The sequence below is a fragment of the Streptomyces sp. NBC_01352 genome (assembly GCF_036237295.1).
In the GTDB taxonomy this organism is placed as follows: domain Bacteria; phylum Actinomycetota; class Actinomycetes; order Streptomycetales; family Streptomycetaceae; genus Streptomyces; species Streptomyces plumbiresistens.
The window spans coordinates 1,804,143-1,830,208 of record NZ_CP108354.1 but is presented as its reverse complement, the minus strand read 5'-3'; the positions used below and the strand labels follow the sequence as shown (position 1 = coordinate 1,830,208).

Here is a 26,066-nt window from a genome sequence, read left to right as displayed (position 1 = left end):
GTCGAGACGAATCTAAAAAAGGTGGATGGCGAGGTGTCCCAGAGGCAACCCGAGCTGCCAGGCAGGCGTCCACACCTTGGGCCCCTCGTCCTCACCGATCACCGGACCGCCTCCCGGAACCGCGTTCAGATCGGGCGCGAGCAGCTCCGTCTCCTCCAGCCAGCGCCAGGCCGCCCGGGCGAGGTCCAGGTCGGGTGAGGGCCCGCCGGCGGCTGCCGCGTCGGCGGCGAGCTCGGTCATCCGTTCGTCCACCCAGACCTGCCACGGCTGGTCGTACGCCGTCAGCGACAGCCAGTTCTCCAGCTGGGAGACGACCTGGATGCCGGACAGTTCCCCGTCGGTGTCGGACAGGAAGACGGTCAGTGCCAGAGCGTCCCGCCCGGCGCGGAACTCGAACGACGTCGGGGGCATCAGATCCCCCGATCGCAGCAGTTCGTCGGCGATGTACTCGGCGTACAACCACGCCATGGGGACGGTGAGTTCGCCGCCGCCGGCGCCGTCCGTGCTCTCTTGACCTCTGTGCAGCATTCCTTCCTGCCTTCCTCCGGTGCGTGCGCATCGCCCGTTGCGGGGCCCCAGTGCGGAACACGGATGAGGACAGCCGATTACTCAACCGGGGTCAGGGGCAAGGCGCTTTACGGAGGTTTGACTCGGCCATGGGTTTCACCGCAGGTCGGCCGCATATCCGGGAAGCACCCGGCGCAGGGCGCGCAGCGCGTAGTACGCGCGGGACTTCACCGTACCGGGCGGGATACCGAGGATTTCCGCGGCCTCCGCCACACTCGCCCCCTGGAAATACACCAGCACCAGGACTTCACGGTGCTCCGGAGTGAGTGTCTTCACAGCCTCGCGCACATCGAGGGTGGCGGCGGCCCGCTCGGCGTGGTCGGCGCACACCCGGACGTTCTCCAGGATCGCGTCGCCGACCTCGGCGGGCCGCGCCTGCCGGGCCCGCCGCGCGTCTATCGCGAGCCGCCTGCCCACGGTCAGCAGCCACGGACGTACGGACTCGAAGGCGTCGGCGCGCAGGGCCTCGGGATGCTGCCAGGCGCGGACGAGGGTCTCCTGCACCAGGTCCTCGGCGCGCTGCCGGTCACCGTCACAGAGCCGGAGCAAGAGCGCGAAAAGGGGCCGGCCGTGCTCGCGCTGCAGTGCGGCGAGCTCGTGCTCGGCGGTCGTCCCGTTCGTGAGAGTGGTTCCGGCCGTCATGGCCGTATGGCACATCAGGGGGCCGTTCCTGGACAGGGCGGGCGCAGATGTCTGCGGCGGACGGTCGATCGCGTCGACGAACGGTTCGACGAACGGTTCCCTCCGGCTGTCCGCGCGCTCCGGACGGGCTAAAGAGGGCGGGCAGGTTGTTTGCGGGCGCCTTCAGCACCGTACCTATTTATGCGTAAATATGATCACAGTGGGGTGAGCTGATGATTGCACGCAGACGGCAGGTGGCCCTGGCCCTCACGGCACTCCTCGCCGCGGGCGCCGCCTGTCAGGCCCAGGACCAGGCCGCGCCCGCCCGGCCGGGACATCCCGCGCCGGCCGACGCCGACGGCTTCACGCTCGTCGCCTCCGGCGACGTCCTCCCGCACAGCTCCATCATCGACCGCGCCCGCTTCGACGCGGGCGGCACCGGCTACGACTTCCGCCCGATACTGGCCGGCGTCGAGCCGCTCGTCTCCCGCGCCGATCTGGCGCTGTGCCACATGGAGACGGTCTACGGCGCGAACGGCGACTACACCGGCTACCCCGCCTTCAAGTCCCCGCCCGAAGTGGCCACGGGCCTCGCCGCCACCGGCTACGACGGCTGCTCCACCGCCTCCAACCACAGCCTCGACGACGGCGCCGACGGCATCCGCCGCACCCTGGACGCCCTCGACCGCGCGGGCGTACGGCACGCCGGCTCGGCACGCAGCGAGGCCGAGGCACGCACGGTCACGGTGCTGCGCGCGGGCCCCGCGAAGGTCGCCCACCTCGCCTACACCTACGACACGAACGGCTTCCCGCTCCCGCCCGGGCAGCCCTGGGCCGTCAACCTGATCGACGAGAACAGAATCGTCGCGGACGCCCGGGCGGCCCGGGCGGCGGGCGCCGACGTGGTCGTCGTGTCCCTGCACTGGGGCACCGAATGGCAGGACGCGCCCGACGAGCGCCAACTCGCGCTGGCCCAGGCACTCACCGCCTCCCGCACCGGCACCCGCCCCGACATCGACCTGATCCTCGGCACCCACGCGCACGTCCCGCAGGCGTACCAGAAGGTCAACGGCACCTGGGTGATCTACGGCATGGGCGACCAGGTCGCCGGTGAGATGTTCAACCACCAGGGCGGTCAGGACCCGCGCGGCAACCAGTCCACCCTCGGCCGCTTCACCTTCGCCCCGCCCGCCCGGCCGGGGGAGCGCTGGCAGGTGACGAAGGCGGAGTTCGTGCCGCAGCTCTTCGACGTCGACGCCGGCCGGGTGGTCAACCTCAACCGGGCGCTCGCCCAGGGCGCCGACGTGCGGGGCGTGCGCGACCGGATCCGGGACGTGGTCCTCAGCCGGGGTGCGGCGCAGGACGGGCTGACGATGGGGCGGTAGTCCGGGTCAGTCCACGTCCACGTGGTCGAAGGTGCGCACCATCTCGGTCAGCACCCGCACGCACGCCCGCACCTCGGCGTCGGTCAGATCGCCGCCCACCTGCCGGTTGAGGGTGTGTTCCCGGGCCAGGACGGCGGTGATGGTGGCCTGCCCGTCCTCGGTGAGCCGGATCAGCGAGGACCGCTGGTGTGCGGGGTTGGGCGTGACCTCCACCCAGCCGCGGGCCGCCGCGTCGTTGACCATGCGCTGCACGAACTGCCGGCTCAGCGCCTGTGCGCGGCCCATCTGAGGAACCGTCATGGGCCCGTTCTGCCGCAGCAGGTTCAGTACCGCGCGTACGCCCGCGGACGCGCCCTCGACCGGTTCGGCCTGCTCGACCTTGCGCGCGGCGCGCCGGTAGAGCGGGCCGACCAGGTCGAAGACCTCGGTGAGGCGCTGGCCGAGTTCGTCGGGGGCGAGGGGTTCTTGGCTGTCGTTCACCAGGCCATCATGACACCGTGGTTGTCAAATTCCGTCGAAGATGACACCTTGGTTGTCATGAATGCTGCTTCGGGCCTTCGCTTCTTCCCGTCTGCCGACGGCGATCTCGCCTACCTCGACACCGGCTCCGGGGACCTGGTGGTCCTGCTCCATGCCGGGTACGTCGACCACCGGTTCTGGGACGACCAGATCCCGGCCCTCGCCGCCGAACACCGCGTGATCGTCCCGGACATTCGCGGACACGGCTCCTCCGCCAACGCGACCGCGCCCTTCCGCTGGGCCGACGACCTCGCCGGTCTGCTGCGCCACCTCGACGCGGGGCCCGCGGTCCTCGTCGGACTGTCGATGGGCGGGCTGATCGCCACCGACACGGTGCTGGAATACCCGGAGCTCGTCCGTGCGGTGGTCACCTGCGGCGCCGCGACCGGCGATTTCCAGTACACGGATTCCTGGCACCGCGAGATCCAGGCCGAGTACGCGCGCACGCTGGGCGCCGGCGACATCGAGGGCTGGCTCAGGGCGTACGTGCGCGGTATCCACGGTCAGCACCGCACCGCCGACGACATCGACCAGGACATCCTGCGCCGCTTGCGGGAGATGGCCGTCCATACGATCTCGAAGCACGAGCCGGGCGAGAAGGACTGGCACGTCCGCGTGACCGACTCCTGGACCCGCCTGCCGAAGATCGACGTCCCGGTCCTCGCCCTCAACGGCAGCCTCGAACCCGCCGACATGACCGACGCGGCCGAGCGCCTCGCCGGTACCGTCCGTGACGGCCGCGCCCGGATCATCGACGGCGTCGGCCACTACCCGAACCTGGAGCAGCCGGAGGTCTTCAACGAGATCCTTCTCGACTTCCTCCGCAGCCTCTAGCGGCGCACCCCACGCGGCCGTCTCTTCGGCGGCGGACACCCCGCACATACGTGGCGGACTCACGTAACTGAACGGCTGTTCAGGAGGACGGGCCCGCAGTAGTTTGGCGCCGAACCGATAGCGCACCCCATCGCACGGCTCTCGGAGCACGCTCATGAGCAGCGACCAACGAATCCCGACGCCGTTGAGGACATTCCGCCTGCCGCCCGCTGTCGACGGCAACGACGCGGACATCACCCTCGGCAGGGCCCTCGTCGCGGCCTGGCAGTCGGACGGCATATTCCAGATCAGCGCCACCGCAGCCCAACAGGCCGCCACCGAACGGGCGTTGGCGGCCTCCCGGGCCTTCTGCGGCAGACCCCTCGAGGAGAAGGCCGCCCACGTCTCGGACCTCACCTACAGCGGCTACGTGGCATCCGGCGAGGAGGAGACGGCGGGGGAGCGGGACGGCTCGGAGATCTTCACCGTCTGCCCCGACATCCCCGCCGACGACCCGCGCGTCATCGAGCGGTGGCCCTGTCACGGCCCCGCCCCCTGGCCCTCACCCGCCTACGCCCGGGCCATGAAGGACTACCTGGCCGCCGTCGGGGAGATCGGTCACCGCCTGCTGCGGCTGACGGCCCTGGGCCTGGGCCTGCGGGACACCGACCGCTTCACCCGCCTCACCGAGGACGGCTGGCACCACATGCGCGTGCTGCGCTTCCCGCCCGCCGCGGCCACCTCCGAGCGCGGCATCGGTGCCCACACCGACTACGGCCTGCTGGTCATCGCCGCCCAGGACGACGTCGGCGGCCTCTACGTCCGCCCGCCCGTCCCCGGCGAGGAGCGCGGCCGGAACTGGCTGCCCGGCGAGTCCATGGCGGGCCGGTACGAACACGCCGAGCCCTGGACCTATGTCGCCCCGATCCCGGCCGTCTTCACGGTCTTCCCCGGCGACATCATGCAGTTCATGACCGGCGGCGCCCTGCTGTCCACCCCGCACAAGGTCCGCCTGGCCGACCGCGAGCGCTACACCCTCGCCTACTTCCACGAGCCGGCCTTCAACGCGGTGGCCCGCCCTCTCACCGACGCCGGCACGGACGATTTCATCCACTACGGCACCCACTTCACGAACATGTTCATGCGGTGCTACCCGAACCGGGTGACCACGGCTCGTATCGAGGCCGAGGGACGGCTGAAGATCCTGGACCGGCTCCGTGAAGGCGCGCCGGCCTGAGCCCCCGCGTCCGCCTACGGCACCACCGTCACCGGCCACCGCCCCGCCTTCACCAGCCGCACCGCGACCGAGCCGACGATCCGGTGGCCGGCCTGCTCGGAGGCGCCCACCACCACCGCGTCCGCCTTGAGGTCGTCCGCCGCCTTCACCAGACCGTTGTACGGGTCGCCGCGGAAGGTGTGGAACTCCCAGCGCACGTCGAATATCCCGCGGGTCTGCTCGGTCGCGTGCCGGATCTGCGCCACCAGGTCCTCGGCGATCGCGTCGGTCGTGTCGGCGACCGGCGCCCCGAGCGCCGCGCCTCCCGCGAGCATCGGCTGCACGTACACGACCGCCAGCAACGCGTGCTGGCGCCGGGCCAGGCCGCCGGCATATGCCGCGGCGCGGAGCGACGAGTCGGAGCCGTCCACGCCGACCACGATGACCTTGGGGCCGTCCGTTCCCCGCTCGAACCCCTGCGAGTGCTGCTGTTCCGTCACGGCTGTGAGGCTATCGGAAACCGCAGGTCCCACCCCCGCCGGGACTTCTCGACGGGCGAGCGGGCCGGACTGTTCCCGCAGTCGGGCCACGCGTGTTCACCGTTCCGGCCGCCCGCGACCGCCGAAGCCTTCGTCCCCGTACCGTCGTTGCGCAAAGTCCGGGGAAAGGGGCACCCGAAGGGCGGGCATCGGCCGGCCGCCGGCCAAGGCCTGCCGTCGCCCTCGGCGCTCGGCCCCGACGGAGGGGACGGGGCCGGGCCCGGAGAACCGGATGCGGACCTGCCCGAACAGGTCCGCATCCGTTCGGATCCAGGCCCCCTGACGGCCCATGAGACGTTGTCCTTCTCACGGGTACGCCGCCGCTGCCGAGGTGTCACGACTCCGCCGAGTGGGTGAGGCCGTCCCCCTCGCCCGTGGGCCGGGCGGGTGGAATCGTGCCGCCGCCCCGGTGTTGCTGTGGTGCGTCGGGTCCGCCTTGGGCGACTGATGAGTCATGACGAAGGATCAGTTGCTCACCCGGCTGCTCACCCGGCGCCGGGCGTTGCTCGCCGGCGCCGCGGCCTGCGCGGCGGCAGGCACGGCCGGAGTGCTGGCGGCGGTCACCGGCGAGGAGCCGGCCCGGCCCGCGGCCCCCGCCGCCGGCCCCCCGGCCCGCCGCGCGCTCAAGCCCTCCGCCTACCGCCTCCAGCCCCTGACCGGCTACGGCCCGCCACGGACCACCTCCCACCGGCTCCTGGTACGGCACGAGCCTCTCCTGCGCGTGTCCGGACGTGGCCGCTCCATGGTGCTGACCTTCGACGACGGGCCCGACCCCCGCTACACCCCGGACATCCTGGACACCCTGGCGGAGTACGAGGTCCGCGCGATGTTCTTCGTGTGCGGGGAGATGGCGGCCGACCATCCGGACCTGCTGGCCCGCATGGCCGACGAGGGGCACGCCGTCGGCAACCACACCTGGTCCCACCCGCTGCTCACCCGCCTGAGCCGTGGGCGGATCCGCTCGGAGATGGAACGCACCTGCGACGTCATCGAGAAGGCGTACGGCGAGCGGCCCGTGTGGTTCCGCGCACCCTACGGAGCCTGGAACCGCGCCGCTTTCCAACTCGGTGCCGAACTCGGCATGGAACCGCTGGCCTGGACCGTCGACACCCTCGACTGGACCACCCCCGGCACCCGGAGCATCGTCAAGCGCGTGGAGCACGGCGCCGCCCCCGGGGTCGTGGTGCTCTCGCACGACGCCGGGGGCGACCGCACCCAGAGTGTCAGAGCGCTGCGCGACTATCTGCCGAATCTGCTGGATTCCGGCTACCACATCACCGTCCCGCGGCGGCAGCTCACCTGACCGGGCCGCATCGCCCGCCGGGTCGGGGAACGCTCAGCGGACCTCGACCAGGCGGGCGAAGGCGACGACATTGCCGTTGTAACCGCTCTGCTTGGAGAAACCGCCCCCGCAGGTGATGACCCGCAATTCGGGGCTGCCCTTGGAACCGTAGACACGGTCGCCGGGGAAATTGTTCTTCTCGAAAACCTCGATGCCGTAGATCTCGAACACGGCCGTCTTTCCGTCCTTGCGCGCGATCTCGACGCCATTTCCCTTTTTCAGGGCTCCGAGTCCGTAGAACACGGCCGGGCCCTGCTGGTTGTCGACGTGGCCGACGACGACCGCGGTGCCCTTCTCGCCGGGAGAGACGCCGCCGGTGAACCAGCCGGCCAGGTTCGGGTCCTCCGGCGGTGGCGCGGCCACCCAGCCGTCCGCGTCCAGACCCACCGGGATGACCGGCGCGTCGACCTGGATCGCGGGGAGCCTGACCCGGTCGGGGATGGAGTACGGCAGCGGCTCGGGTGCCGCGGCGAAGGTGCCGCCGGGCAGCCGGCTGTCCGCGGCGGCCGCCGACGCGGGCTGCGGAGGCCCGACGTCGAACTCCCCCGAACCATTGCGAATGAGCGCGAGGCCGGTCAGCAGAACAAGCGCTATCACGCCCCAGGGAGCACGCTTCTTGCGCCGCTCCTCCTCTTCGGCCAGTTCGGCCAGCTCGGACGCAGACATTCGACTTCCCCTCTCGACGCGGCCGTCGCCACGTCTGTTCGCGCATACGAGAACGCTAAGTGCCGCGCGCCGAACCGGCGACGGGACGGACGCGAACGGGTGGCCCGCGCAGCCCTTGGTGCGCCATCCGAGTTGCCGCGGAAAGGAATTTTCTGACGGTCCGTGACCTGCGGTGATATCCGATTGTGTGCTTGTCGCTCGGCGTGTCCGCTCACCAGGACGGACCATTCCCGAAATGCGGGTCCGCGCACGGCATCTGAGGGTCTGTCTGGGAGGCGTTTTCTCGCCGATCGACCGGGGACGGTTCCCGGGGCGCCTCCCGCGGAGGATCACATGCGTACTACTCGTGCCCTGGCGGCCGCAGGCGCCGCCGTCGCCGCTCTCGGGCTCGCCGCCCCCGCGGCCGTCGCCCGGGACGGCATGGGCGTCGGTCCCAGCAACATCGTCGCCCTGCCCAGCGTCATCGCCCGCGGTGGGCAGCTGACCGTCACCGTCGACAACTGCCCCACCGGCGGCACCATGACCTCGGACGCGTTCCCGAGCACCACGCTGACGCCGGTCCACGGAGCCAACCAGACGGCGAAGGGAACCGCGACGATCAACAACAACGCCCGCCCCGGCTCGCACAGCATCACGGTCAACTGCAACGGCCGGACGCTGACGAACCCGGCCGCCTTCACCGTCATCGGCGGTGTCCAGGGCGGTATCGGCGGCAGCACCTCCACCGGGGCGACCCCGACCGACATCGCCATCGGCGGCGGGCTCGTGGCCGCGGCCGTCGTCGGCGGCGGGGTGTTCTGGATGCGCCGCCGGTCCGAGAAGCGGATCTGACGGTCCGCGAGTCCGACACGTGATCTGGCCTCCCCCCTTCGGAGACAACGGATCGCACGTGCGCAGGCCTTCGCCCCGGTCCCTTCTTCAGGGATCCGGGGCGAAGGCCTGCGCGGATCACGCGGACGGGCGGTGCGCTCAGGCGCCGTCCTCGTCGGTGCGGCGACGGGAGAAGTGGTACGCGGCCCCGACCGACCCCGCGATGAGCGCGGCTCCCAGGCCGATCTCCTTGAGGTCGAACCCGGCGAAGCTGCCGCCCTCACCGGCGTGCACACCCCGGCTCGGGTGCACCGGCACCGGAGTCGGCGGGACCGGGCGGTCACTGGCGATGGTCAGAGTGGCGTTCTGCCAGAAGGTGCCGCAGTGGAACGTCACCTCGTACAGGGCGCCCGGTTTGGCGTCCCAGTCGACCATGGCGGTGGCCGATGTCTGGCCCCTGCGGATGGTGATGTCGTCGAAGACGCCGGAGGTGACGAGCACGTCCTGGTCGCAGCCGGTCGCCCGCAGGGCCACCTGTCCGCCGGCCGCGATGGTCGAGGGCAGGACGGCGACCCGGAAGCCGGAGCTCTCGGCGCTCGCCTGGGCGACGCAGCCGGTGACGGTCAGGGCGCTCACGCCCAGCAGTGCGGCCGAAGCGACGCGTATCGCGCGCATGATGAATCCTCCGGGTCCCCGAGGAGCAGGCGCGGACCTTTTCCGCTTGCGCCGGAAATGCACCTCGATGACCGAAACGCTAAGAACAGGTGTGCGTCTTGGCGATCGCAGTAGCGCGAATGGGGCAAGCGTGTGGGCCGCTCGGGCGACCGCGTTCCTGCGGCCGGGGGACGGCGGCGGCGTGCCGGGCGCTCCCCCGGCCGACTCTGTGGTGAGGACCTGTCGGCGGGCGCGGCGGTGCCCTCAGCCCTTGATGCCCGGGAAGAGACTCAGGAACGGGTCGGCCGAAGCGGTGATGCCCCGGCTGTAGGGCGCGTCGAAGTCCCAGATCAGGAAGAGCAGGAAGGCGATCAGCGCGGAGAACAGCCCGGCGAGGACCAGTTCCCGTGCCGTACGCCGGATCTGCAGCGCGAAGATCATCCCGATCGTGACGACACCGCCGCCGATCAGTCCGAACCACACCACGCCCGGCATGGTCGGTGCGGCCGAGTCCGCCCGGGCGTTGCGCGCCTGGTCCGCGGCGGCCATCTGGTCGAGGACCGGCTGGTAGGCCTGGGCCTCGAAGTCGGTCTTCGGCTGGTAGTCGGTGACGTCCGCGCGGACCTGCTGCAGGAGCTCGGTGCCCCGCTCGGTGACCTGACCGTTGTCGGCCATCCACTCCCACTCGGTGGTGACGACGTGTCCGACATAGGCGTTGACATCGTCCCGAATACGGTCACGGGCGTCGGCCGGGTAGACCCGGACCCGCTCCGAGATCTCGTGCAGCGCCTGTGCCTCCGCCTGGACATGGTCCTGCGCCGCGCTGCGCGCCTCCCAGACTCCCGCGATGGCCAGACCCAGGACGATGGCGTACACCACGCCGATCCACATCGTCATGTACTCGATGACGTCCGGCGTCTCGCTGGGGTCCTCGTCCTCGGGCGCCCTGCGATCCCGTACGACGGTGATGACGACCACCACGACGCAGGCGGCCAGCATCGCGAGGGTGAGAACAAGCCATTCCGGCAAGGGGTGCCTCCATGATCAGTACTAGCGCGGCCGCAGCGCGGCGACGGCGATCACCGCGGGGACGGTGATGAGCAGGACGTAGGTGACCGGCGACGTGGCGCCGTGGGCCGTGCGTTCGCGGGGGTGGCGCGCCGTGTACCGCGGATAGGTGACCGGGGCGGCGGAGGGGCGCTCAGTGGGCTTCGCCGACGGAGTCGGAGTCGGGGTCGGGGGCGGCGGAGGCGGGGGCGGAGTCGGAGTCGGAGTCGGTGTGGGGGTCGGTTGCGGACGGGGTGGCGCGGGCTGCGGTGCCGGTGGTGGCGCCGGCGGCGGCTCGGGCGTCGGGGTCGGCTTCGGCGGCGTGGGCGTAGGAGTGGGGGTGGGCTTCGGTGGAGTGGGGGTGGGCGTCGGAGTGGGGGTGGGTGTGGGTGTGGGCGTGGGGGTCGGGCACGGCGGAGGGGGAGGCGGTGGGCAGGCCGGGGGAGTCGGCCAGGTGAGGCCGCCGGCGACCGCCACCGCCTGCGTGCCGCCCGGCCCCGTCGAGGCGAAGGCGCAGGCGTCGGCCACGGCCACCTCGGCCGGGGCGCCCACGAGCAGCCACGTCAGTGCCAACAGGGCAAACGCCCGTATGGCAGGGGCGGGTTGGGTCGGTTCGGGTCGATGCACGACGGAGATCATGAGGCCTGGCGCGCCCTCGCACGCCCGGCCACGAGGGGATTGCCCCGAAAGAGGGAACCCCCGGAGTCACAGGTTTCGAAAAGAAATGTTCGAGGCGTTTGAACACAACCGTGTCCCCCGTGCGTACCCATGGTCGTGCAGCGGCGCAGCAGGGCGTTGCAACACCTTTGAAAGTATGGGGAGTTGACGATGAAGACCTCCTGGCGGAGCGCCTCACTCGTGGCGAGCGCTGCGGCCGTGCTGGCGCTGACGACCGCGTGCGGCCAGGAAGGCGGCACACCGTCGACCGGCAGCCAGAACGTCGGCGCGACGGCCGCGGCGGGCGACTACACCGTGGGCGGCATCGGTACCGGTACCGCTTCCGGCACGAGCACTCCGGAGGCCGGGCAGGGCGCAGCGGCCCAGGCGTCCACCGCGGGCGAACTGAACGTGTCCACCAACGCGGAACTCGGCAATGTGCTGACCGACAGCGCCGGCCTTACTCTCTACCGCTTCGACGAGGACACGGCCGAACCGCCGAAGTCCAACTGCAGCGGCGACTGTGCCACCGCCTGGCCGCCGGTTCCCGCGGACGACGCGGAGGCCGGTGCCGGTGTCGACGCGTCGCAGCTCGGCGAGGTCACCCGCGCCGACGGCACCAAGCAGCTGACCATCGGCGGCTGGCCGGCGTACCGCTTCGCGAAGGACACCAAGGCCGGCGATGTCGCAGGCCAGGGCGTGGGCGGCAAGTGGTACGCGCTGGCCCCCGACGGCAAGAAGGCGAAGAACGCCGCCGCCGCCGACCTGCCCGGGCTGTCCACCCGCAAGGACCCCAAGCTCGGTGAGATCGTCATCGACAAGGACGGCCACACGGTCTACCGCTTCATGAAGGACACGCAGTGGCCGATGTCCACCAAGTGCACCGGCGACTGCCTGGACAAGTGGCCCGTCGTCGCACCGGTTGACGCGAACGACACCAAGGGCATCGATCTGCAGGGATCCACGCCCAACCGGGGCTATGTGGTCTTCGACCGCCCCGACGGCATCAAGCAGCAGTCCATCGACTGCGTGCCGATCTACACCTTCGCCGGCGACAAGAAGCCCGGTGACACCAACGGCCAGGGCGTCGGCGGCACCTGGTACGCCGTGGCACCCGACGGCAAGCCGGTCGGAGCGCCCGGGCAGTAGCAACGGCGTATCCGATCAACCGGTCCGCCCCCTCCGCGCCGCACGGAGGGGGCGGACCGGTTTGCCGTCGTTCACCGCACTTTTCGTGACGGATGCGGCCGGGCATCAAATCGGCACGTGCCGCAGGCAGTGACCGGGAACGGACGGTCAATTTCCGTTTCTGCTCGCTCCATTGGCGGGCGATCAGTAGCCTCTGCTCGAACACCGGATCGCCTACGCCTTGGAGAGATAGATGGAGCGTCCCGCCTGGGCCCCACGAAGCATCGACATCTCGGTGCCGAGCGTTTCGCGCATCTACGACTACTACCTGGGCGGTTCGCACAACTTCGAGGTCGACCGGGAAGCGGCCCGCAAGGCCATGGAGTTCATGCCGGGTCTGCCCAAGATCATGCAGGCGAACCGGGCGTTCATGCGCCGCGCGGTGCGCTTCGCCGTCGACGAGGGCATCACCCAGTTCCTGGACATCGGCTCGGGCATCCCGACCTTCGGAAACGTCCACGAGGTGGCCCAGGCGGCGTGTGGCGACGCGCACGTGGTGTACGTGGACCACGACCCGGTGGCGGTGGCGCACAGCGAGGCGGTCCTCGCGCGCAACGAGGGCGCGGGCGTGGTCGCGGCCGACTTCCGCAAGCCCCAGGAGATCCTCGCGAGCCCCGAAGTGCAGCGGCTGATCGACCTGAACCGGCCAGTGGCGCTGCTTCTCGTTGCCATACTGCACTTCGTGGAAGACGCGGACGACCCGTACTCAGCGGTGGCCGAACTGCGCGACGCGCTCGCGCCCGGCAGCCTGCTGCTCCTGACGCATGCCTCGTACGAGGGAGTCCCGTTGCCGGCGGAACGGGCGGAGGGCGCGGTGGACGTGTACAAGGACATTCGCAATCCGCTGATCATGCGCTCGCGCGAGGAGATCGCGCGGTTCTTCGAGGGGTACGACATGGTGGAGCCCGGACTCGTGGCGATGCCGCACTGGCGGCCGGACACCGCACCGGAGGACGAGGATCCGTATGCGTTCTCCGGGTTCGCGGGCGTGGGGCGTACGGCGTGAGCGCGGAACCGGACGGGCCCGAGGACAGACTGCGGCGGTTCGCGACGATCTGGAGCCGGGCCGTGTTCCCGGTGACCTCGACGTCCGCGACCCGGCCCGAGTTCGAGCAGCAACTGCTGCCGCTGGCCCGGCGGTTGAGCGAGGCGCTCAAGGCCAGGACCTACGACGCGGACGAGGCGAAGGCGGTGGGCGCCGCCCTGGTCGACGTGCACTGCACCGACCCGGAGGCGCTGAGCCGCACCCTGGACTGCGTGGACGCCTACCTGGTCCTCTACTGCGGCGAGGACGGCGTCCAGGAGGATCTGCGGGCGCGCGCCGCTCGGCTGCAGCACGCCATGGCCGCCGGGTTCGCCGCGGCGCTGCGCGAGCGGACGCTGGCCGAGCAGGAGGCCATCGCGCAGGCGGCGTTGCAGGCGCAGGGCGTGGTCGCCCAGGCGCTGCACGCGACCGAGGCCCGTTTCCGCGCCGTGTTCGAGGGTGCGGCCATAGGCATCGGCATGGCCGACCTCGAAGGCAACGTCCTCCAGGTCAACGGCGCGCTGCTGCGCATGTTCGGCGTCTCCGAGCAGACCATGCGCGACCGCAACGTCATGGAGTGGACGCACGCCGAGGACGCGCCCCAGACCTGGAAGCTCTACGAGGAACTCGTCCGCGGCGAGCGCGAGCACTACCACACGGAGAAGGCCTTCCACCGCCCCGACGGAACGGTCCTGTGGACCAACCTGACGGTCTCCCTGCTGCGCGACGCCGACGGCAACCCGCAGTATCAGCTGGCCCTCATGGAGGACACCACCGAGCGCCGCCTGCTCAATCTGCGGCTGCGCTACGAGGCCACCCACGACGCGCTCACCGGCCTGCCCAACCGCACCTTCTTCTTCGAGCGCCTGGAGAAGGCACTGGGCGCCGGGAAGGGCCAGCGGTTCGGGCTGTGCTACCTCGACCTCGACGGCTTCAAGACCATCAACGACAGCCTCGGGCACGCGGCCGGCGACCGGCTGCTCGTCGAGGTCGCCGACCGGCTGCAGTCCTGCGCGACCGCACCCGGCGAGATGGTCGCCCGGCTCGGCGGCGACGAGTTCGTGGCGCTGACCACCGGGGCCGACACCGAGCGCGAGGTCGACGAGCTCGCCGCGCGCATCATGAACGCGATGATCGCCCCCATCAGCGTCGACGGCCGTGAGCTGACCGTGCGCGGCAGTATCGGCATCGTCGAGGGTCCGGCGGGGGAGCGCAGCCCGGCCGAGGTGCTGCGCAGTGCCGACATCACCATGTACCGGGCCAAGTCGGCGGGCGGCAACCGCTTCGAGCTCGCCGACCCGGAGGCCGACGCCCGTGCCATCACCCGGCATGGGCTGACCACGGCGCTGCCGACGGCTCTGGACCGGGGCGAGTTCTTCATCGAGTACCAGCCGCTGGTCCACCTCGGTGACGGCAGCGTGCGCGGGGCCGAGGCGCTGGTGCGCTGGCTGCATCCGCAGCACGGAGTGCTGGGGCCCGACCGGTTCATCCCGCTCGCCGAGCACACCGGGCTGATCGTTCCGCTGGGCCGCTGGGTCCTGGAGCAGTCGGTGCGCCAGGCCCGGGAGTGGCGGGAACGGTACGACGCGGCGGTCCCGATGCGGATCAACGTCAACCTCTCGCCCTGCCAGCTCACCCATCCCGGCCTGGTGCAGGACACCGTCGACATCCTGGAGCGCATGGGCGTCGAACCCGACGCGCTCTGCCTGGAGGTCACCGAGTCGGCGCTGATCGGCGCCGACGACGATCTGCTGAAGCCGTTGCGGCGGCTAGCCGAGATGGGCGTCGACATCGCCCTGGACGACTTCGGCACCGGCTACTCGAACCTGGCCAACCTGCGCCGTCTGCCGGTGAGCATCCTCAAGCTGGACCGCTCCTTCACCCAGAGCATGCAGCAGTTCCCGGCCGACCCCGTCGACCTCAAGATCGTCGAGGGGATCGTCTCCCTCGCCCACAGCCTGAACCTCGCGGTGACGGTGGAGGGTGTGGAGACCGGCGCCCAGGCCGAGCAACTGCGGATACTGGGCTGCGACACCGCCCAGGGCTGGTACTACGCCCGCCCGGGCCCACCGGAGCGGCTGCACGAGCTGGCGCTGGTGGACGCGACGGGCTGAGCCGAGGCGGTCGTACCGGATCTCAACCCGACTGCCGCTCCCGTACGGTGTCGGCCACCGACGTGGCGGCGCGGACCAGTGCGGCCGTGGCCGTCGAGCGGGACTGTTGCGGCCAGGCGATGGTCAGGACCGCGGGCGGCGCGTCCGGGGCCGGGCGGTAGACGACGCCCGGGCGCGGATAGCGGGCGGCGACCGAGGCAGGCAGCAGAGGGACGACGTCGCCCAGTGCGACGAGCATGAGCAGTTGGGCGAGGTCGCGGCCTTCGCTGCGGATCTCCCTGAGGTGGCGGCGCAGTTCACCGGGGTGCAGGCCGAGATCGGCGAGTGTCACGTGGTCGCGGGCGGCGAGCGGGTGCCCGGCGGCGAGAGCCGCGACGCGGGGTTCGGCGGCCAGCGTCTCGGCGTCCAGGCCGGTGCGGTCGAACGGTTCGTGGACCAGGGCGGCGTCGGCCTCGCCCTGGCGCAGCAGCCGCGGTTGTTCGTGCCACCCGCACAGTCGCACGGCGACGGGTACGGCCGCCGGCTCGTCGGCGTAGCGTGCCAGGATCGGCTCCAGCAGGCCCGCGTCCCCGTCGGCCTTGACGGCCAGGACCAGCTTCGGCTCCGGGGCCGCGGCGCGCCGGGCCCGCCGACCGGCCGCCTCCAGCGCCTCGAGGGCGAACCGCGCCTCGTCGAGCAGCACCGTGCCGGCCGACGTGAGGACCACGGTGTGGGTGGTCCGCTCGAAGAGGGTGGCGCCGAGCTCCGTCTCCAGTTGGCGGATCGCGCGCGACAGGGGCGGCGGGGAGATGCCCAGCCGCTCGGCGGCGCGGGCGAAGTTGAGTTCCTCGGCGACGGCGACGAAGTAGCGCAGCAGGCGGGAGTCCACAGGTGCCCCTCTGGAATCGGTATTGCCCTGAGGGTAACAAGCGAGAGGGAAGCGGTCCTTCAGTTCGGGCAGGCCGGGCCGCAGGCTCGACGACGTCAAGTGAAGCGTTCCTCGAGGGAGTTACTTTTCATGATCGTCGTCACCACTCCGACCGGCCAGATCGGCAGCCAGGTCCTCGACCGCCTCCTCGACGCCCCGGAGGACACCGGGGGGATCCGGGTGATCGTCCGGGATTCCGCCCGCCTGTCCGCGCGGGCGCGGGACCGCGTCGAGGTCGTGCAGGGCTCGCATGCCGACCCGGCCGCGTTGAAGGAGGCGTGCGCGGGCGCCGACCGCGTGTTCTGGCTGGTACCGCCGACGCCCGGCGCCGACACCGTCGAGGGCCACTTCCGCGCCTTCACCGAGCCGATGTGCGAGGTGATCGGACAGCAGGGCGTCGAGCGGGTCGTCGGCGTCTCCACCCTGGGCCGGGGTGTGGCGAAGAACGCCGGGCAGATCTCGGCGTCGCTCGCCGCCGACGACGCGATCGCGGCCACGGGCGTGCACTACCGGGCGCTGTGTGCGCCGTTCCTGATGGAGAACCTGCTCCACCAGGCACAGTCGATCCGCGACGCGGGGGTGCTACGCGTGGCACTGGCCCCGGACCGCGTCCTGCGGACCTGCGCCACCCGCGACATCGCCGCCGAGGCCGCCCGGCTGCTGCTCGCCCCCGACTGGACCGGACGGCGCGACGTCCCGCTGGCCGGACCTGACGACCTGACGCCCGAGGGCATGGCAGGGGTCCTCTCCGAGGTACTGGGCCGGCCGGTGCGCGTGGAGCGGACGAGCAGCGCGGAGCACCGGGAGACGCTGCGGCGCTTCGGGGCCACCGAGGCCTGGGCGCGGGGTCTGGCCGACATGGTGGACGCCCTGAACGAGCAGGGCTTCTACGGCGCCGACGCGCCGACCACCCCCGAGTCCGCGCCCACCGGCTTCCGCGAGTGGTGCGAGGAGGTGTTCGGGCCGGTCGTACGGGGCTGAGCCGCCTCAGCGCTCCAGCAGCATCCGCTGCAGCTCCCGTGCCGCCCGCGGCGGAGCCACGTCGCTGCGGTGTGCGAGGGCGATGATCCGATGCAGTCCGGGCCGGGCCAGCGGAGTGACCCGCAGCCCGCGCCCGGACCGGGTCGCCACCATCCGCGGCACGACGGCCACGCCGAGCCCCGCCCGTACGAACCCCAGCACCGCGTCCATCTCCCCGCCCTCCACCGCGAAGTCCGGCTCGAAGCCCTCGGCGCGGCACGCCGCCACGGTCAGCTCGCGCAGGTCGTAGCCGTGCCGGAACATCACCAGGCGCTCGCCCTCCAGGTCGGCGATCCGGACCGTGCGCCGGCCCGGGCCGCCCGGCGCCGGTGCCTCCGGAGACGAGACGACCACCAGGTCCTCCCGCAGCAGCTCCACCGTCGTCAGCGCGGGGGAGGGCGTCGGCAGCGGGAGGACGACCAGAGCCAGGTCGAGGGCGCCGCGTGCCAGTTCCCGTACGAGATCGTGCGAGCCGCCCTCCTCGATCAGCAGCCGGATGCCCGGGTAGCGGTCGTGGAAGGCGCGCAGCACGTCCGGCAGCAGACCCGTGCACAGGCTCGGGGTGGCGCCCAGCCGGACCCGGCCGCTGCGCAGCTGCACCAGTTCCAGCACCTCGTGGCGGGCGGTGTCCGCGTCGGCGAGGATGCGCCGGGCCAGCGGCAGCAGGGCCTCGCCCGCGTCGGTGAGCGTGATGTTGCCGCGCGCCCGGAGGAACAGATCCGCGCCCAACTCCCGCTCCAGCGCCTTGATCTGCTGCGACAGGGACGGCTGGGCGACATGGACGAGTTCGGCGGCGCGGGTGAAGTGCCGGGTCTCGGCGACGGCCACGAAGTACTGGAGCTGCTGGAACTGCATGGGCCTACGATAGCCGCAGGCTATGGAATCAAGCCGGACCATGTCTTGGACCGATCAGCGGCGCGCCCGTAGCGTGCTGTGACATGGCTCTGGCAACGCGGACGGACCGACGACCGTCCATGGCACGCACCGTGTGGGACTCCTCCGTCGGCAAGAAGTCCGTGATGGCCGTCAGCGGCCTGATCATGCTGCTGTACCTGGTCGCCCACATGATCGGCAACCTGAAGATCTTCTTCGGCGCGGGGGAGTTCAACCACTACGCGCACTGGCTGCGCACCGTCGGCGAGCCGTTCATGCACTACGAGTGGACGCTCTGGCTCATCCGCGTGGTGCTGGTGGTCGCGGTGGTCGCCCACGCCACGTCCGCGTACCAGCTCAGCCGCCGCGACATCAAGGCGCGCCCCAGCAAGTACGTCCACAAGAAGCCGCGGGCCAGTTACGCGACGCGCACCATGCGCTGGGGCGGGATCATCCTCGGTCTGTTCATCGTCTGGCACATCCTGGACCTGACGACCGGCACCGTGCACCCCGGCTTCCAGGCGGGGCGCCCGTACCAGAACGTGGTGGACACCTTCTCCACCTGGTACGGCAACGTGATCTACATCGTCGCGATGCTCGCCCTCGGCCTGCACGTCCGGCACGGCTTCTGGAGCGCCGCCCAGACCATGGGCGTCGGCAGCCGGGCCCGTGACCGCGCCCTGAAGACCGTCGCCAACGTCCTCGCGCTGCTGCTCACGGCCGGCTTCATCGCCGTACCCGTGGGCGTCATGACCGGAGTGGTGAGCTGAAGATGACTGCTGAGTACGTGGATTACACGACCGGAGAACCGGTCGTCGACACGAAGGCCCCCGCCGGACCCGTCAACGAGCGCTGGGACAAGCGCCGTTTCGAGGCCAAGCTGGTCAACCCGGCCAACCGGCGCAAGCACACCGTGATCGTCGTCGGCACGGGTCTCGCGGGCGGCTCCGCCGGCGCCACCCTCGCCGAACAGGGCTACCACGTCGTCCAGTTCTGCTACCAGGACTCCCCGCGCCGCGCCCACTCCATCGCCGCACAGGGCGGCATCAACGCGGCGAAGAACTACCGCAACGACGGGGACTCGGTCCACCGTCTGTTCTACGACACGGTGAAGGGCGGCGACTTCAGGGCGCGCGAGTCGAACGTCCACCGGCTCGCGCAGATCTCCGTCGAGATCATCGACCAGTGCGTGGCGCAGGGCGTGCCGTTCGCGCGGGAGTACGGCGGTCTGCTCGACACCCGCTCCTTCGGCGGCGTCCAGGTGTCGCGGACCTTCTACGCCCGAGGGCAGACCGGTCAGCAGCTGCTCCTCGGCGCCTATCAGGCCCTGTCCCGGCAGATCGCCGCCGGGAACATCGAGATGCACCCGCGGACCGAGATGCTCGACCTGATCGTCATCGACGGGAAGGCGCGCGGGATCGTGGCCCGGGATCTCATCACCGGGCGCGTCGACACCTACTTCGCGGACGCCGTCGTCCTGGCGAGCGGCGGCTACGGCAACGTCTTCTACCTGTCGACGAACGCCATGAACTCCAACGCCACCGCCGTCTGGCGGGCGCACCGGCGCGGTGCCTACTTCGCCAACCCCTGCTTCACACAGATCCACCCCACGTGCATCCCGCGCACCGGCGAGCACCAGTCCAAACTGACGCTGATGAGCGAGTCGCTGCGCAACGACGGCCGGATCTGGGTGCCGAAGGCCAAGGGCGACGACCGGCCTCCGAACAAGATCCCCGAGGACGAGCGCGACTACTACCTGGAGCGCATCTACCCGTCCTTCGGCAACCTGGTCCCGCGTGACATCGCCTCCCGCGCCGCGAAGAACGTCTGCGACGAGGGCAGGGGCGTCGGACCCGGCGGGCAGGGCGTGTACCTCGACTTCGCCGACGCCATCAAGAGGATGGGACGCAAGGCGGTCGAGGCGAAGTACGGCAACCTCTTCGACATGTACCAGCGGATCACCGACGAGGATCCGTACGAGGTGCCGATGCGGATCTATCCCGCCGTGCACTACACCATGGGCGGGCTGTGGGTGGACTACGACCTCCAGACCACCGTCCCCGGCCTGTTCGCCGTCGGTGAGGCCAACTTCTCCGACCACGGGGCGAACCGGCTCGGCGCCTCCGCCCTCATGCAGGGCCTCGCCGACGGCTACTTCGTGCTGCCGGCGACCATCAACGACTACCTCGCCCGCAACCCGCACCACGAGGCCGTCACCGCCGAACACCCCGTCGTACAGGAGGTGCTGGCGGAGACCGAGGACCGGCTGAACCTGCTGCTGAGCGTCGACGGCGACCGCACCCCCGACTCCTTCCACCGCGAGGTCGGCGAACTCATGTGGGAGTTCTGCGGCATGGCCCGCACCGACAGCGGACTGCGCAAGGCGCTGGAGCGGATCCCTCAGATCCGCGAGGAGTTCTGGCGGCGCATCAAGGTCCCCGGCACCGGCGAGGAGTTCAACCAGTCGCTGGAGAAGGCCAACCGCGTCGTCGACTACCTGGAGCTCGCCGAGCTCATGTGCCTCGACGCGCTGCACCGCGCCGAGTCCTGCGGCGGCCACTTCCGGGAGGAGTCCCAGACCCCCGACGGCGAGGCGGCCCGCCGGGACGACGAGTTCGCGTACGCGGCCGCCTGGGAGTTCACCGGCACCGGTGACGCCCCCGTCCTGCACAAGGAAGACCTGGTCTTCGAGTACGTCCACCCCACTCAGCGGAGCTACGCATGAAGCTCACCCTGCGCGTATGGCGGCAGAAGAACGCCGACGCCGAAGGCACCATGTCCACCTACGAGGTGGACAAGATCTCCTCCGACATGTCCTTCCTGGAGATGCTCGACACCCTCAACGAGGAACTCATCCTCAAGGGGGAGGACCCGGTCGCCTTCGACCACGACTGCCGGGAGGGCATCTGCGGGGCGTGCAGCCTGGTGATCAACGGTGACGCGCACGGCCCGGAGCGCACCACCACCTGCCAGCTGCACATGCGGTCCTTCAAGGACGGCGACACGATCGACATCGAGCCGTGGCGGGCGTCCGCGTTCCCGGTGATCAAGGACCTGGTCGTCGACCGGTCCGCCTTCGACCGGATCATCCAGGCCGGCGGGTACATCAGCGTGCCCACGGGCGCGGCGCCGGAGGCCCATGCCACGCCGGTACCGAAGCCGGACGCGGACTTCGCCTTCGAGCACGCCGAGTGCATCGGGTGCGGGGCGTGCGTGGCCGCGTGTCCCAACGGGGCGGCGATGCTGTTCACCTCCGCCAAGGTCAATCACCTGAACGTCCTGCCGCAGGGCGCGCCCGAGCGCGAGACCCGCGTGCTCGACATGGTGGCGCAGATGGACGAGGAGGGCTTCGGCGGGTGCACGCTCGCCGGTGAATGCGCGACGGCGTGCCCCAAGGGCATCCCGCTGGTGTCCATCACCGGCATGAACAAGGAGTGGCTGCGCGCGACCCGCAAGGTGGCGAAGCGCTAGGGGGCTTCTGATGGATCTCCGCGGCGTCGCGACGCCCGGCACGCACTCTCGCCGCACCGAACGCCGCTCCTTCTTCCACGGATATCCATCAGAAACCCCCTAGACGCCGCTGCTCAAGAACGTTCGCCGACAAGGTGCGGACGGGCGGGGCCGCCGTGGTGCTCAACCCCGGCCCCGCCAGGCACCCCTGGCATTCAACAAGCCCACATCAGGTCTCTCTGCGCGGGTCACGCGCCGGACAGCCGGCGTCGGCACAACAGGAGCGGCGGCACCGCTCGCCGCCTCCGGCCTGTGACCAGGAGAGTGCCATGACCGGCGTTTCCACGCTCGACCGTCCCCCGCAGTCCACCGCCCCCACCCGCTACACCGTCACCCTGGCCCGCGACGAGGCCGACGTGCGGGCCGCGCAGCTGCTGCGGCACGAGGTGTTCGCCGGGGAGCTGGGCGCCCTCCTGACCTCCGCGCAGCCCGGACTCGACGTCGACGCCTTCGACGCGTACTGCGACCACCTGCTCGTGCGCGACACGACGACCGGGCAGGTCGTCGGGACGTACCGGCTGCTGCCGCCGGAGCGGGCCGCGGTCGCCGGAAGGCTGTACTCGGAGGGCGAGTTCGACCTCACTCCGCTCGACCCGATCCGCCCGGGGCTCGTCGAGGTCGGCCGCTCCTGCGTCCACCCCGACCACCGGGACGGCGCGGTCATCGGCCTCATCTGGGCCGGCATCGCCCGCTACATGGTGGACCGCGGCCACGAGTGGCTCGCCGGCTGCTGCTCCATCCCGCTGGCCGACGGCGGCACCGTCGCGGCCGGTACCTGGGACCGGGTACGGGAGAAGCACCTGGCCCCGGAGGAGTTCCGGGTACGGCCGCTGCTGCCGTGGGTGCCGAAGGACGTGAGCGTCCCGGCGCGTACCGAACTCCCGGCGCTCCTGCGCGGCTACCTCCGCCTCGGCGCCTGGGTCTGCGCGGAGCCCGCCCACGACCCGGACTTCGGGGTCGCCGACCTGTACGTGCTGCTGTCGATGCGCCGGGTCAACCCGCGCTACCTGCGGCACTTCCTCTCCCTCGTCCCCGCCTGATGAGCGTCTGGCTGCCGGGCGCGCCCTGCACCCCCAGGGCGTGCGTGGAGCCGGCCGGGGCCGCCGTCGCCGTACCGCTGGCCGTGCTGCGGCTGGCCGCGGTGACGGTCCTGGTGGTCACCGGGGTCCTGCTGTCGCCGATCGGCGGGCTCGTCCCCACCGCCGTGGTGCGGTGGTGGTGCCGGACGGTCGTGCGGGCCGCGGGGGTGCGGGTCCGGATGACCGGCGCCGCCGCGCCCGCCGGCGGACTGCTTCTGGTCGCCAACCACATCTCGTGGCTGGACATACCGCTGCTGGGTGCCGTACGCCCGGCCAAGATGCTCGCCAAGGCCGAGATCCGGCGGTGGCCCGTGGCGGGGCCGCTGACCGCGCGGGGCGCGCTGTTCATCGAGCGGGACCGGCTGCGCGCGCTGCCCGCCACGGTCGCCGGTGTCGCCCGGGCGCTGCGCGACGGCTCCGCGGTCGTCGCCTTCCCCGAGGGCAGCACCTGGTGCGGCCGTGCCCAGGGGCACTTCCGCCGGGCCGTCTTCCAGGCCGCGCTCGACGCGGGGGCGCCCGTCCAGCCCGTTCGCATCCACTACCGCACGGCTCGGGGAGCGGCCAGCACGGCGCCCGCCTTCGTCGGCGAGGACACCCTGCTCGCCTCGCTGTGGCGGGTGGCGTCGGCACGCGGGCTGGTGGCCGAGGTCGAGGTACGGGCCGTGATCCCGGCGGGCAGTCACCCGGACCGCCGCGCGCTGGCCCGGGCGGCGCAGTGGGAAGCGCTGCCCGAGCCGGAGCATGCCCACGCGGCCTAAGGTCTGTCGTCGGCGTCCTTGAGGAGTTCGCCCGCCCGGTCGCGCGCGTGCCCGATCGGGTCGGGGAAGATCCGCAGACCGTGGGCGACCAGTGCCCCCTCGTGGATCAGCATGAGCGTGCGGGCCAGTTCGTCGGCCCGGGTCGGGGCGAAGGCCCGGACCAGGTCGGTGAAGAGTGCGAGCATCCACTGCTTCTGGCCGGTGATGATCGCGTAGGCCGGGTGGGCGGGATCGCTGATCTCGGCGTGCGCGTTGACCATGCTGCATCCCTTCGGGCTGCTCTCGGTCATCCATGCCTTCGAGGCGTCGAAGACCGCCAGTACCCGGTCGACGGATCCCGGCTCGGTCCGCTCCAGCCACTGGGTGACGAACGCCCGCCAGCGGTCGTCACGGTCGGCGAGGTACTCGACGACGATCTGCTCCTTGGACCCGAACCGGTCGTAGAGCGTCTTCTTCGTGACCCCGGCCTCGGCGGCGATCAGGTCCACTCCGACCGCGTGGATGCCCTGCTCGTAGAAGAGCCGCGAGGCGGCCGCGAGGGCGCGGCGTGCGCCGGGGGTCATCGTGATCCGCGTGGTGCCCATGGCTCAATGCTATACCGATCTGTATAGTGGCTCACGGAGACAGGTATACCGATCTGTATAGTCACTGTGGTGGGGTGATGAGTCGTGAACCTCTTGCTCTCCGTCGCCTTCGTGCTGTGCTGGAGCTCGGGGTTCGTGGGCGCCAAGCTGGGCACCGAGGACGCCGGTGCCGTGACGATCCTGATGTGGCGGTTCCTGCCACTGGCGGCTGTGCTCGCGGTGGCCGCCCTCGCTCTGGGCAGGGCCTCGTGGCGAGGACTGACCGCGCGGGATCTCGGCCGGCAGGCCCTGATCGGGCTGCTCTCCCAGAGCGGCTACCTCCTCACCGTCTACTGGGCGATCCAGCTCGGCGTCTCGAGCGGCACCACCGCCCTGATCGACGGCACCCAGCCCCTCGTCGCGGGCGCCCTCGCCGGCCCGCTGCTGCGCCAGTACGTCTCCGGCCGGCAGTGGCTCGGCCTCTGCCTGGGGCTCGCCGGCGTCGCCCTGGTCACCACGGCCGACGCCGGGGCCAACAGCGGGGTGGCCTGGTGGACCTATCTCGTGCCGTTCGCGGGGATGCTCTCGCTCGTGGCGGCCACGTTCCTCGAACAGCGCTCCCGTACGCAGGTCACGCCCGCGGTGTCGATGACCGTCCACTGCGTCACCAGTGCGCTCGTCTTCACCGGCGCCGCCCTCGCGACCGGGTCGGCCGCGCCGCCCTCCACGTCGTCGTTCTGGATCGCGATCGGGTGGCTCGTGACGCTGTCGACGTTCGGCGGATACGGGCTCTACTGGCTCGTGCTGCGCCGCTCCGGCGTCACCAAGGTCAACACGCTCATGTTCCTGATGGCCCCGGTCACGGCCGTCTGGGGCGCCGCCATGTTCGACGAACCGTTCACCCCGCAGACCGCCGCCGGACTGGCGGTCTCCCTCGGGGCGGTCGCCGTCGTGCACTCCGCGAGTCCTCGCGCGCCGCAGGCGCACGGCCACCACCCCGACGAAGATCAGGACGAGCCCGGTGACGGCCGCAGGTCTCCTACGCGGGTGACATGCCGGTCGTGATCCGGGCGAGCCGCCGATAGGAGTCCAGCAGGGCCTCGCGGTCGTAGGTGCTGGTCGTGACCAGGACCTCCTGGGCTCCCGTCTCCTTCAGCAGGGTCTCCAACTGGTGGGTCACCTGCTCCTCGGTGCCGGCGAGCTGCCCGGCGAGCCCGGACTCGTAGAAGCCGCGCTCCTTGGCACTCATCGTCAGCGTCTCCACACGCTCGGCGGGCGGAAGCGGCGGAAAGGTGCCGTGGGTGCGCGAGTACGCCATGGACCAGGCCTCGGGGACCAGCAGCCGCCGGGCCTCCTCGGGCGTGGCGGCCACCGCGATCGTGCCCGAGATGACGACGTACGGCTCCGGCGCCCAGGGCGAGGGGCGGAAGTGCGAGCGGTAGTGGTCGATGCCGCGCTGCATCTTGTCGCGGTTGCGCAGGTCGCCGATGACCATCGGCAGGCCCGCGCGGGCCGCGATGGCGGCGCCCTCGCCCATCGCGAGGACGAAGGGCGGCACGTGCAGACCCTCGGCGGGCCGTGCGTGCACGCGGGTCGGGGACGTACCCCGGAACCAGCCGAGCAGCTCGTCCAGCTGACCCTCGAAGTCCTCGGCGACGTCCTTGTCCCGCCCGAGCGCCTTGCGCACCCCGTCCGTGAAGCCCACCGAACGGCCGAGCCCCATGTCGATCCGACCCGGGAAGAGGGACTCCAGCACCCCGAACTGCTCGGCCACGACGAGAGGTTGGTGGTTGGGCAGCATCACGCCGCCGGTGCCGACCCGGATCGTCCGCGTCGCGGCGGCCACGGCGGCGGCCAGGACGGTCGGCGCGGAACCGGCGACCCCGGGCACGCCGTGGTGCTCCGACACCCAGAAGCGGTGATAGCCGAGCCCCTCCAGCTCCTGCGCGAGCCGCACGGTGTCGCGCAGTGCCTCGGCGTCCGGGTGGCCCTCGCGGGTGCGGGAGCGGTCGAGGACGGAGAAGCGGGTGGTGGCGATCGAGGAACTCACACCGGGTTCAACGCGTGACGGGTCGTGGCATTCCCGCCGGTTTCCCGCCGGTGCCGCCTCGCCGAAAACCCGGTGACCGCGTCCCCGCACGTCAGGACAATGGGGCGGCACGGCCCGGCATCGCCGGGTGCGGCGCGTGAAGAG

Annotated in this window: 27 protein-coding genes; 15 read left to right on the top strand and 12 right to left on the bottom strand. The window is 71.3% G+C overall.

Annotated features, from left to right (window positions below; translation table 11 throughout):
- Window positions 1-12: 12 nt before the first annotated feature.
- The gene (locus OG252_RS08790) at window positions 13-528 is read right to left on the bottom strand and encodes a hypothetical protein (protein ID WP_266450786.1); all 516 of its coding nucleotides are present in this window, start codon (window positions 526-528) and stop codon (window positions 13-15) included.
- A gap of 135 nt (window positions 529-663) precedes the next feature.
- On the bottom strand, window positions 664-1,209 hold the full coding sequence (locus OG252_RS08785) for a sigma-70 family RNA polymerase sigma factor (protein WP_329335020.1): 546 nt from the start codon (window positions 1,207-1,209) through the stop codon (window positions 664-666).
- 212 nt (window positions 1,210-1,421) lie between these two features.
- Here OG252_RS08785 and OG252_RS08780 point away from each other — a divergent pair, with 212 nt between their 5' ends.
- Window positions 1,422-2,573, top strand: coding sequence for a CapA family protein (locus tag OG252_RS08780; protein ID WP_329335018.1), 1,152 nt, complete (start codon window positions 1,422-1,424; stop codon window positions 2,571-2,573).
- A gap of 6 nt (window positions 2,574-2,579) precedes the next feature.
- Here OG252_RS08780 and OG252_RS08775 read toward each other — a convergent pair whose 3' ends face one another.
- The gene (locus tag OG252_RS08775) at window positions 2,580-3,053 is read right to left on the bottom strand and encodes a MarR family winged helix-turn-helix transcriptional regulator (RefSeq protein ID WP_329335016.1); all 474 of its coding nucleotides are present in this window, start codon (window positions 3,051-3,053) and stop codon (window positions 2,580-2,582) included.
- Between the two features lie 57 nt (window positions 3,054-3,110).
- Here OG252_RS08775 and OG252_RS08770 point away from each other — a divergent pair, with 57 nt between their 5' ends.
- The gene (locus OG252_RS08770) at window positions 3,111-3,926 is read left to right on the top strand and encodes an alpha/beta fold hydrolase (RefSeq protein WP_329335014.1); all 816 of its coding nucleotides are present in this window, start codon (window positions 3,111-3,113) and stop codon (window positions 3,924-3,926) included.
- A 154-nt stretch (window positions 3,927-4,080) separates the two neighbouring features.
- Window positions 4,081-5,142: a 2-oxoglutarate and iron-dependent oxygenase domain-containing protein gene (locus tag OG252_RS08765; protein WP_329335011.1), complete on the top strand. Its 1,062-nt coding sequence runs from the start codon at window positions 4,081-4,083 to the stop codon at window positions 5,140-5,142.
- Window positions 5,143-5,156: 14 nt separating this feature from the next.
- Here the strand turns inward: OG252_RS08765 and OG252_RS08760 are convergent, their stop codons facing one another.
- Window positions 5,157-5,621 carry a universal stress protein gene (locus OG252_RS08760; protein ID WP_266450794.1) on the bottom strand — a complete coding sequence of 155 codons (465 nt, stop codon included), beginning with the start codon at window positions 5,619-5,621 and terminating at the stop codon, window positions 5,157-5,159.
- Window positions 5,622-6,114: 493 nt separating this feature from the next.
- Between OG252_RS08760 and OG252_RS08755 the strand changes: the two genes are divergently transcribed.
- Window positions 6,115-6,963 carry a polysaccharide deacetylase family protein gene (locus OG252_RS08755; protein ID WP_329335009.1) on the top strand — a complete coding sequence of 283 codons (849 nt, stop codon included), beginning with the start codon at window positions 6,115-6,117 and terminating at the stop codon, window positions 6,961-6,963.
- Between the two features lie 33 nt (window positions 6,964-6,996).
- On the opposite strand, the gene OG252_RS08750 is transcribed toward OG252_RS08755, so the two are convergent.
- On the bottom strand, window positions 6,997-7,668 hold the full coding sequence (locus OG252_RS08750; RefSeq protein WP_266450798.1) for a class F sortase: 672 nt from the start codon (window positions 7,666-7,668) through the stop codon (window positions 6,997-6,999).
- 333 nt (window positions 7,669-8,001) lie between these two features.
- On the opposite strand from OG252_RS08750, the gene OG252_RS08745 reads away from it, so the two are divergent.
- Complete coding sequence (locus tag OG252_RS08745) at window positions 8,002-8,499, top strand: hypothetical protein (RefSeq protein ID WP_329335006.1); 498 nt, start codon at window positions 8,002-8,004, stop codon at window positions 8,497-8,499.
- A 138-nt stretch (window positions 8,500-8,637) separates the two neighbouring features.
- Here OG252_RS08745 and OG252_RS08740 read toward each other — a convergent pair whose 3' ends face one another.
- The 3 genes from OG252_RS08740 to OG252_RS08730 form a co-directional block, all read right to left on the bottom strand.
- Window positions 8,638-9,153: a hypothetical protein gene (locus tag OG252_RS08740; RefSeq protein WP_266450802.1), complete on the bottom strand. Its 516-nt coding sequence runs from the start codon at window positions 9,151-9,153 to the stop codon at window positions 8,638-8,640.
- A gap of 243 nt (window positions 9,154-9,396) precedes the next feature.
- Window positions 9,397-10,161, bottom strand: coding sequence for a bestrophin-like domain (locus OG252_RS08735; protein ID WP_266450804.1), 765 nt, complete (start codon window positions 10,159-10,161; stop codon window positions 9,397-9,399).
- 172 nt (window positions 10,162-10,333) lie between these two features.
- Window positions 10,334-10,591 carry a hypothetical protein gene (locus OG252_RS08730; protein ID WP_329335004.1) on the bottom strand — a complete coding sequence of 86 codons (258 nt, stop codon included), beginning with the start codon at window positions 10,589-10,591 and terminating at the stop codon, window positions 10,334-10,336.
- 416 nt (window positions 10,592-11,007) lie between these two features.
- On the opposite strand from OG252_RS08730, the gene OG252_RS08725 reads away from it, so the two are divergent.
- From OG252_RS08725 to OG252_RS08715, 3 genes are all read left to right on the top strand, one after another.
- Window positions 11,008-11,985 carry an SCO0930 family lipoprotein gene (locus OG252_RS08725; protein WP_266450807.1) on the top strand — a complete coding sequence of 326 codons (978 nt, stop codon included), beginning with the start codon at window positions 11,008-11,010 and terminating at the stop codon, window positions 11,983-11,985.
- Between the two features lie 232 nt (window positions 11,986-12,217).
- On the top strand, window positions 12,218-13,030 hold the full coding sequence (locus OG252_RS08720) for an SAM-dependent methyltransferase (protein ID WP_329335002.1): 813 nt from the start codon (window positions 12,218-12,220) through the stop codon (window positions 13,028-13,030).
- A complete protein-coding gene (locus OG252_RS08715; RefSeq protein WP_266450809.1) occupies window positions 13,027-15,162 on the top strand; it encodes a putative bifunctional diguanylate cyclase/phosphodiesterase in 2,136 nt (711 codons plus the stop codon). Before OG252_RS08720 ends, OG252_RS08715 begins: the two co-directional genes overlap by 4 nt.
- A 22-nt stretch (window positions 15,163-15,184) precedes the next feature.
- On the opposite strand, the gene OG252_RS08710 is transcribed toward OG252_RS08715, so the two are convergent.
- On the bottom strand, window positions 15,185-16,030 hold the full coding sequence (locus OG252_RS08710) for a LysR family transcriptional regulator (protein ID WP_266450810.1): 846 nt from the start codon (window positions 16,028-16,030) through the stop codon (window positions 15,185-15,187).
- A gap of 129 nt (window positions 16,031-16,159) precedes the next feature.
- On the opposite strand from OG252_RS08710, the gene OG252_RS08705 reads away from it, so the two are divergent.
- Window positions 16,160-17,050 carry an NAD(P)H-binding protein gene (locus OG252_RS08705; RefSeq protein ID WP_266450811.1) on the top strand — a complete coding sequence of 297 codons (891 nt, stop codon included), beginning with the start codon at window positions 16,160-16,162 and terminating at the stop codon, window positions 17,048-17,050.
- A 6-nt stretch (window positions 17,051-17,056) separates the two neighbouring features.
- Here OG252_RS08705 and OG252_RS08700 read toward each other — a convergent pair whose 3' ends face one another.
- The gene (locus OG252_RS08700; RefSeq protein WP_266450813.1) at window positions 17,057-17,944 is read right to left on the bottom strand and encodes a LysR family transcriptional regulator; all 888 of its coding nucleotides are present in this window, start codon (window positions 17,942-17,944) and stop codon (window positions 17,057-17,059) included.
- Window positions 17,945-18,063: 119 nt separating this feature from the next.
- On the opposite strand from OG252_RS08700, the gene OG252_RS08695 reads away from it, so the two are divergent.
- The 5 genes from OG252_RS08695 to OG252_RS08675 all read left to right on the top strand — a co-directional run bounded on the left by OG252_RS08695 (window position 18,064) and on the right by OG252_RS08675 (window position 23,309).
- On the top strand, window positions 18,064-18,732 hold the full coding sequence (locus tag OG252_RS08695; RefSeq protein WP_329334998.1) for a succinate dehydrogenase: 669 nt from the start codon (window positions 18,064-18,066) through the stop codon (window positions 18,730-18,732).
- 2 nt (window positions 18,733-18,734) lie between these two features.
- Entirely contained in the window at window positions 18,735-20,687 is a 1,953-nt protein-coding gene (locus OG252_RS08690; protein WP_266450817.1) for a fumarate reductase/succinate dehydrogenase flavoprotein subunit, read from the top strand.
- Entirely contained in the window at window positions 20,684-21,433 is a 750-nt protein-coding gene (locus OG252_RS08685) for a succinate dehydrogenase/fumarate reductase iron-sulfur subunit (RefSeq protein WP_266450819.1), read from the top strand. Before OG252_RS08690 ends, OG252_RS08685 begins: the two co-directional genes overlap by 4 nt.
- 308 nt (window positions 21,434-21,741) lie before the next feature.
- Complete coding sequence (locus OG252_RS08680; protein ID WP_329334994.1) at window positions 21,742-22,512, top strand: GNAT family N-acetyltransferase; 771 nt, start codon at window positions 21,742-21,744, stop codon at window positions 22,510-22,512.
- Complete coding sequence (locus tag OG252_RS08675) at window positions 22,512-23,309, top strand: lysophospholipid acyltransferase family protein (RefSeq protein WP_329334992.1); 798 nt, start codon at window positions 22,512-22,514, stop codon at window positions 23,307-23,309. Before OG252_RS08680 ends, OG252_RS08675 begins: the two co-directional genes overlap by 1 nt.
- Here OG252_RS08675 and OG252_RS08670 read toward each other — a convergent pair.
- Window positions 23,306-23,893, bottom strand: a complete 588-nt coding sequence (locus OG252_RS08670; protein ID WP_329334990.1) for a TetR/AcrR family transcriptional regulator — start codon at window positions 23,891-23,893, stop codon at window positions 23,306-23,308. The genes OG252_RS08675 and OG252_RS08670 overlap by 4 nt on opposite strands.
- A gap of 84 nt (window positions 23,894-23,977) precedes the next feature.
- Between OG252_RS08670 and OG252_RS08665 the strand changes: the two genes are divergently transcribed.
- Entirely contained in the window at window positions 23,978-24,937 is a 960-nt protein-coding gene (locus OG252_RS08665; RefSeq protein ID WP_329334988.1) for a DMT family transporter, read from the top strand.
- Here OG252_RS08665 and OG252_RS08660 read toward each other — a convergent pair.
- Complete coding sequence (locus tag OG252_RS08660) at window positions 24,912-25,922, bottom strand: LLM class flavin-dependent oxidoreductase (RefSeq protein WP_329334986.1); 1,011 nt, start codon at window positions 25,920-25,922, stop codon at window positions 24,912-24,914. The two genes, OG252_RS08665 and OG252_RS08660, sit on opposite strands and share 26 nt — an antisense overlap.
- Window positions 25,923-26,066: the final 144 nt, after the last annotated feature.

Coding starts and splice junctions, on each gene's coding strand:
- OG252_RS08790 (WP_266450786.1), bottom strand. CDS start 528: ATGCTGCACAGAGGTCAAGAGAGCACGGACGGCGCCGGCGGCGGCGAA.
- OG252_RS08785 (WP_329335020.1), bottom strand. CDS start 1,209: ATGACGGCCGGAACCACTCTCACGAACGGGACGACCGCCGAGCACGAG.
- OG252_RS08780 (WP_329335018.1), top strand. CDS start 1,422: ATGATTGCACGCAGACGGCAGGTGGCCCTGGCCCTCACGGCACTCCTC.
- OG252_RS08770 (WP_329335014.1), top strand. CDS start 3,111: ATGAATGCTGCTTCGGGCCTTCGCTTCTTCCCGTCTGCCGACGGCGAT.
- OG252_RS08765 (WP_329335011.1), top strand. CDS start 4,081: ATGAGCAGCGACCAACGAATCCCGACGCCGTTGAGGACATTCCGCCTG.
- OG252_RS08755 (WP_329335009.1), top strand. CDS start 6,115: ATGACGAAGGATCAGTTGCTCACCCGGCTGCTCACCCGGCGCCGGGCG.
- OG252_RS08750 (WP_266450798.1), bottom strand. CDS start 7,668: ATGTCTGCGTCCGAGCTGGCCGAACTGGCCGAAGAGGAGGAGCGGCGC.
- OG252_RS08745 (WP_329335006.1), top strand. CDS start 8,002: ATGCGTACTACTCGTGCCCTGGCGGCCGCAGGCGCCGCCGTCGCCGCT.
- OG252_RS08740 (WP_266450802.1), bottom strand. CDS start 9,153: ATGCGCGCGATACGCGTCGCTTCGGCCGCACTGCTGGGCGTGAGCGCC.
- OG252_RS08725 (WP_266450807.1), top strand. CDS start 11,008: ATGAAGACCTCCTGGCGGAGCGCCTCACTCGTGGCGAGCGCTGCGGCC.
- OG252_RS08720 (WP_329335002.1), top strand. CDS start 12,218: ATGGAGCGTCCCGCCTGGGCCCCACGAAGCATCGACATCTCGGTGCCG.
- OG252_RS08705 (WP_266450811.1), top strand. CDS start 16,160: ATGATCGTCGTCACCACTCCGACCGGCCAGATCGGCAGCCAGGTCCTC.
- OG252_RS08700 (WP_266450813.1), bottom strand. CDS start 17,944: ATGCAGTTCCAGCAGCTCCAGTACTTCGTGGCCGTCGCCGAGACCCGG.
- OG252_RS08695 (WP_329334998.1), top strand. CDS start 18,064: ATGGCACGCACCGTGTGGGACTCCTCCGTCGGCAAGAAGTCCGTGATG.
- OG252_RS08690 (WP_266450817.1), top strand. CDS start 18,735: ATGACTGCTGAGTACGTGGATTACACGACCGGAGAACCGGTCGTCGAC.
- OG252_RS08685 (WP_266450819.1), top strand. CDS start 20,684: ATGAAGCTCACCCTGCGCGTATGGCGGCAGAAGAACGCCGACGCCGAA.
- OG252_RS08680 (WP_329334994.1), top strand. CDS start 21,742: ATGACCGGCGTTTCCACGCTCGACCGTCCCCCGCAGTCCACCGCCCCC.
- OG252_RS08675 (WP_329334992.1), top strand. CDS start 22,512: ATGAGCGTCTGGCTGCCGGGCGCGCCCTGCACCCCCAGGGCGTGCGTG.
- OG252_RS08670 (WP_329334990.1), bottom strand. CDS start 23,893: ATGGGCACCACGCGGATCACGATGACCCCCGGCGCACGCCGCGCCCTC.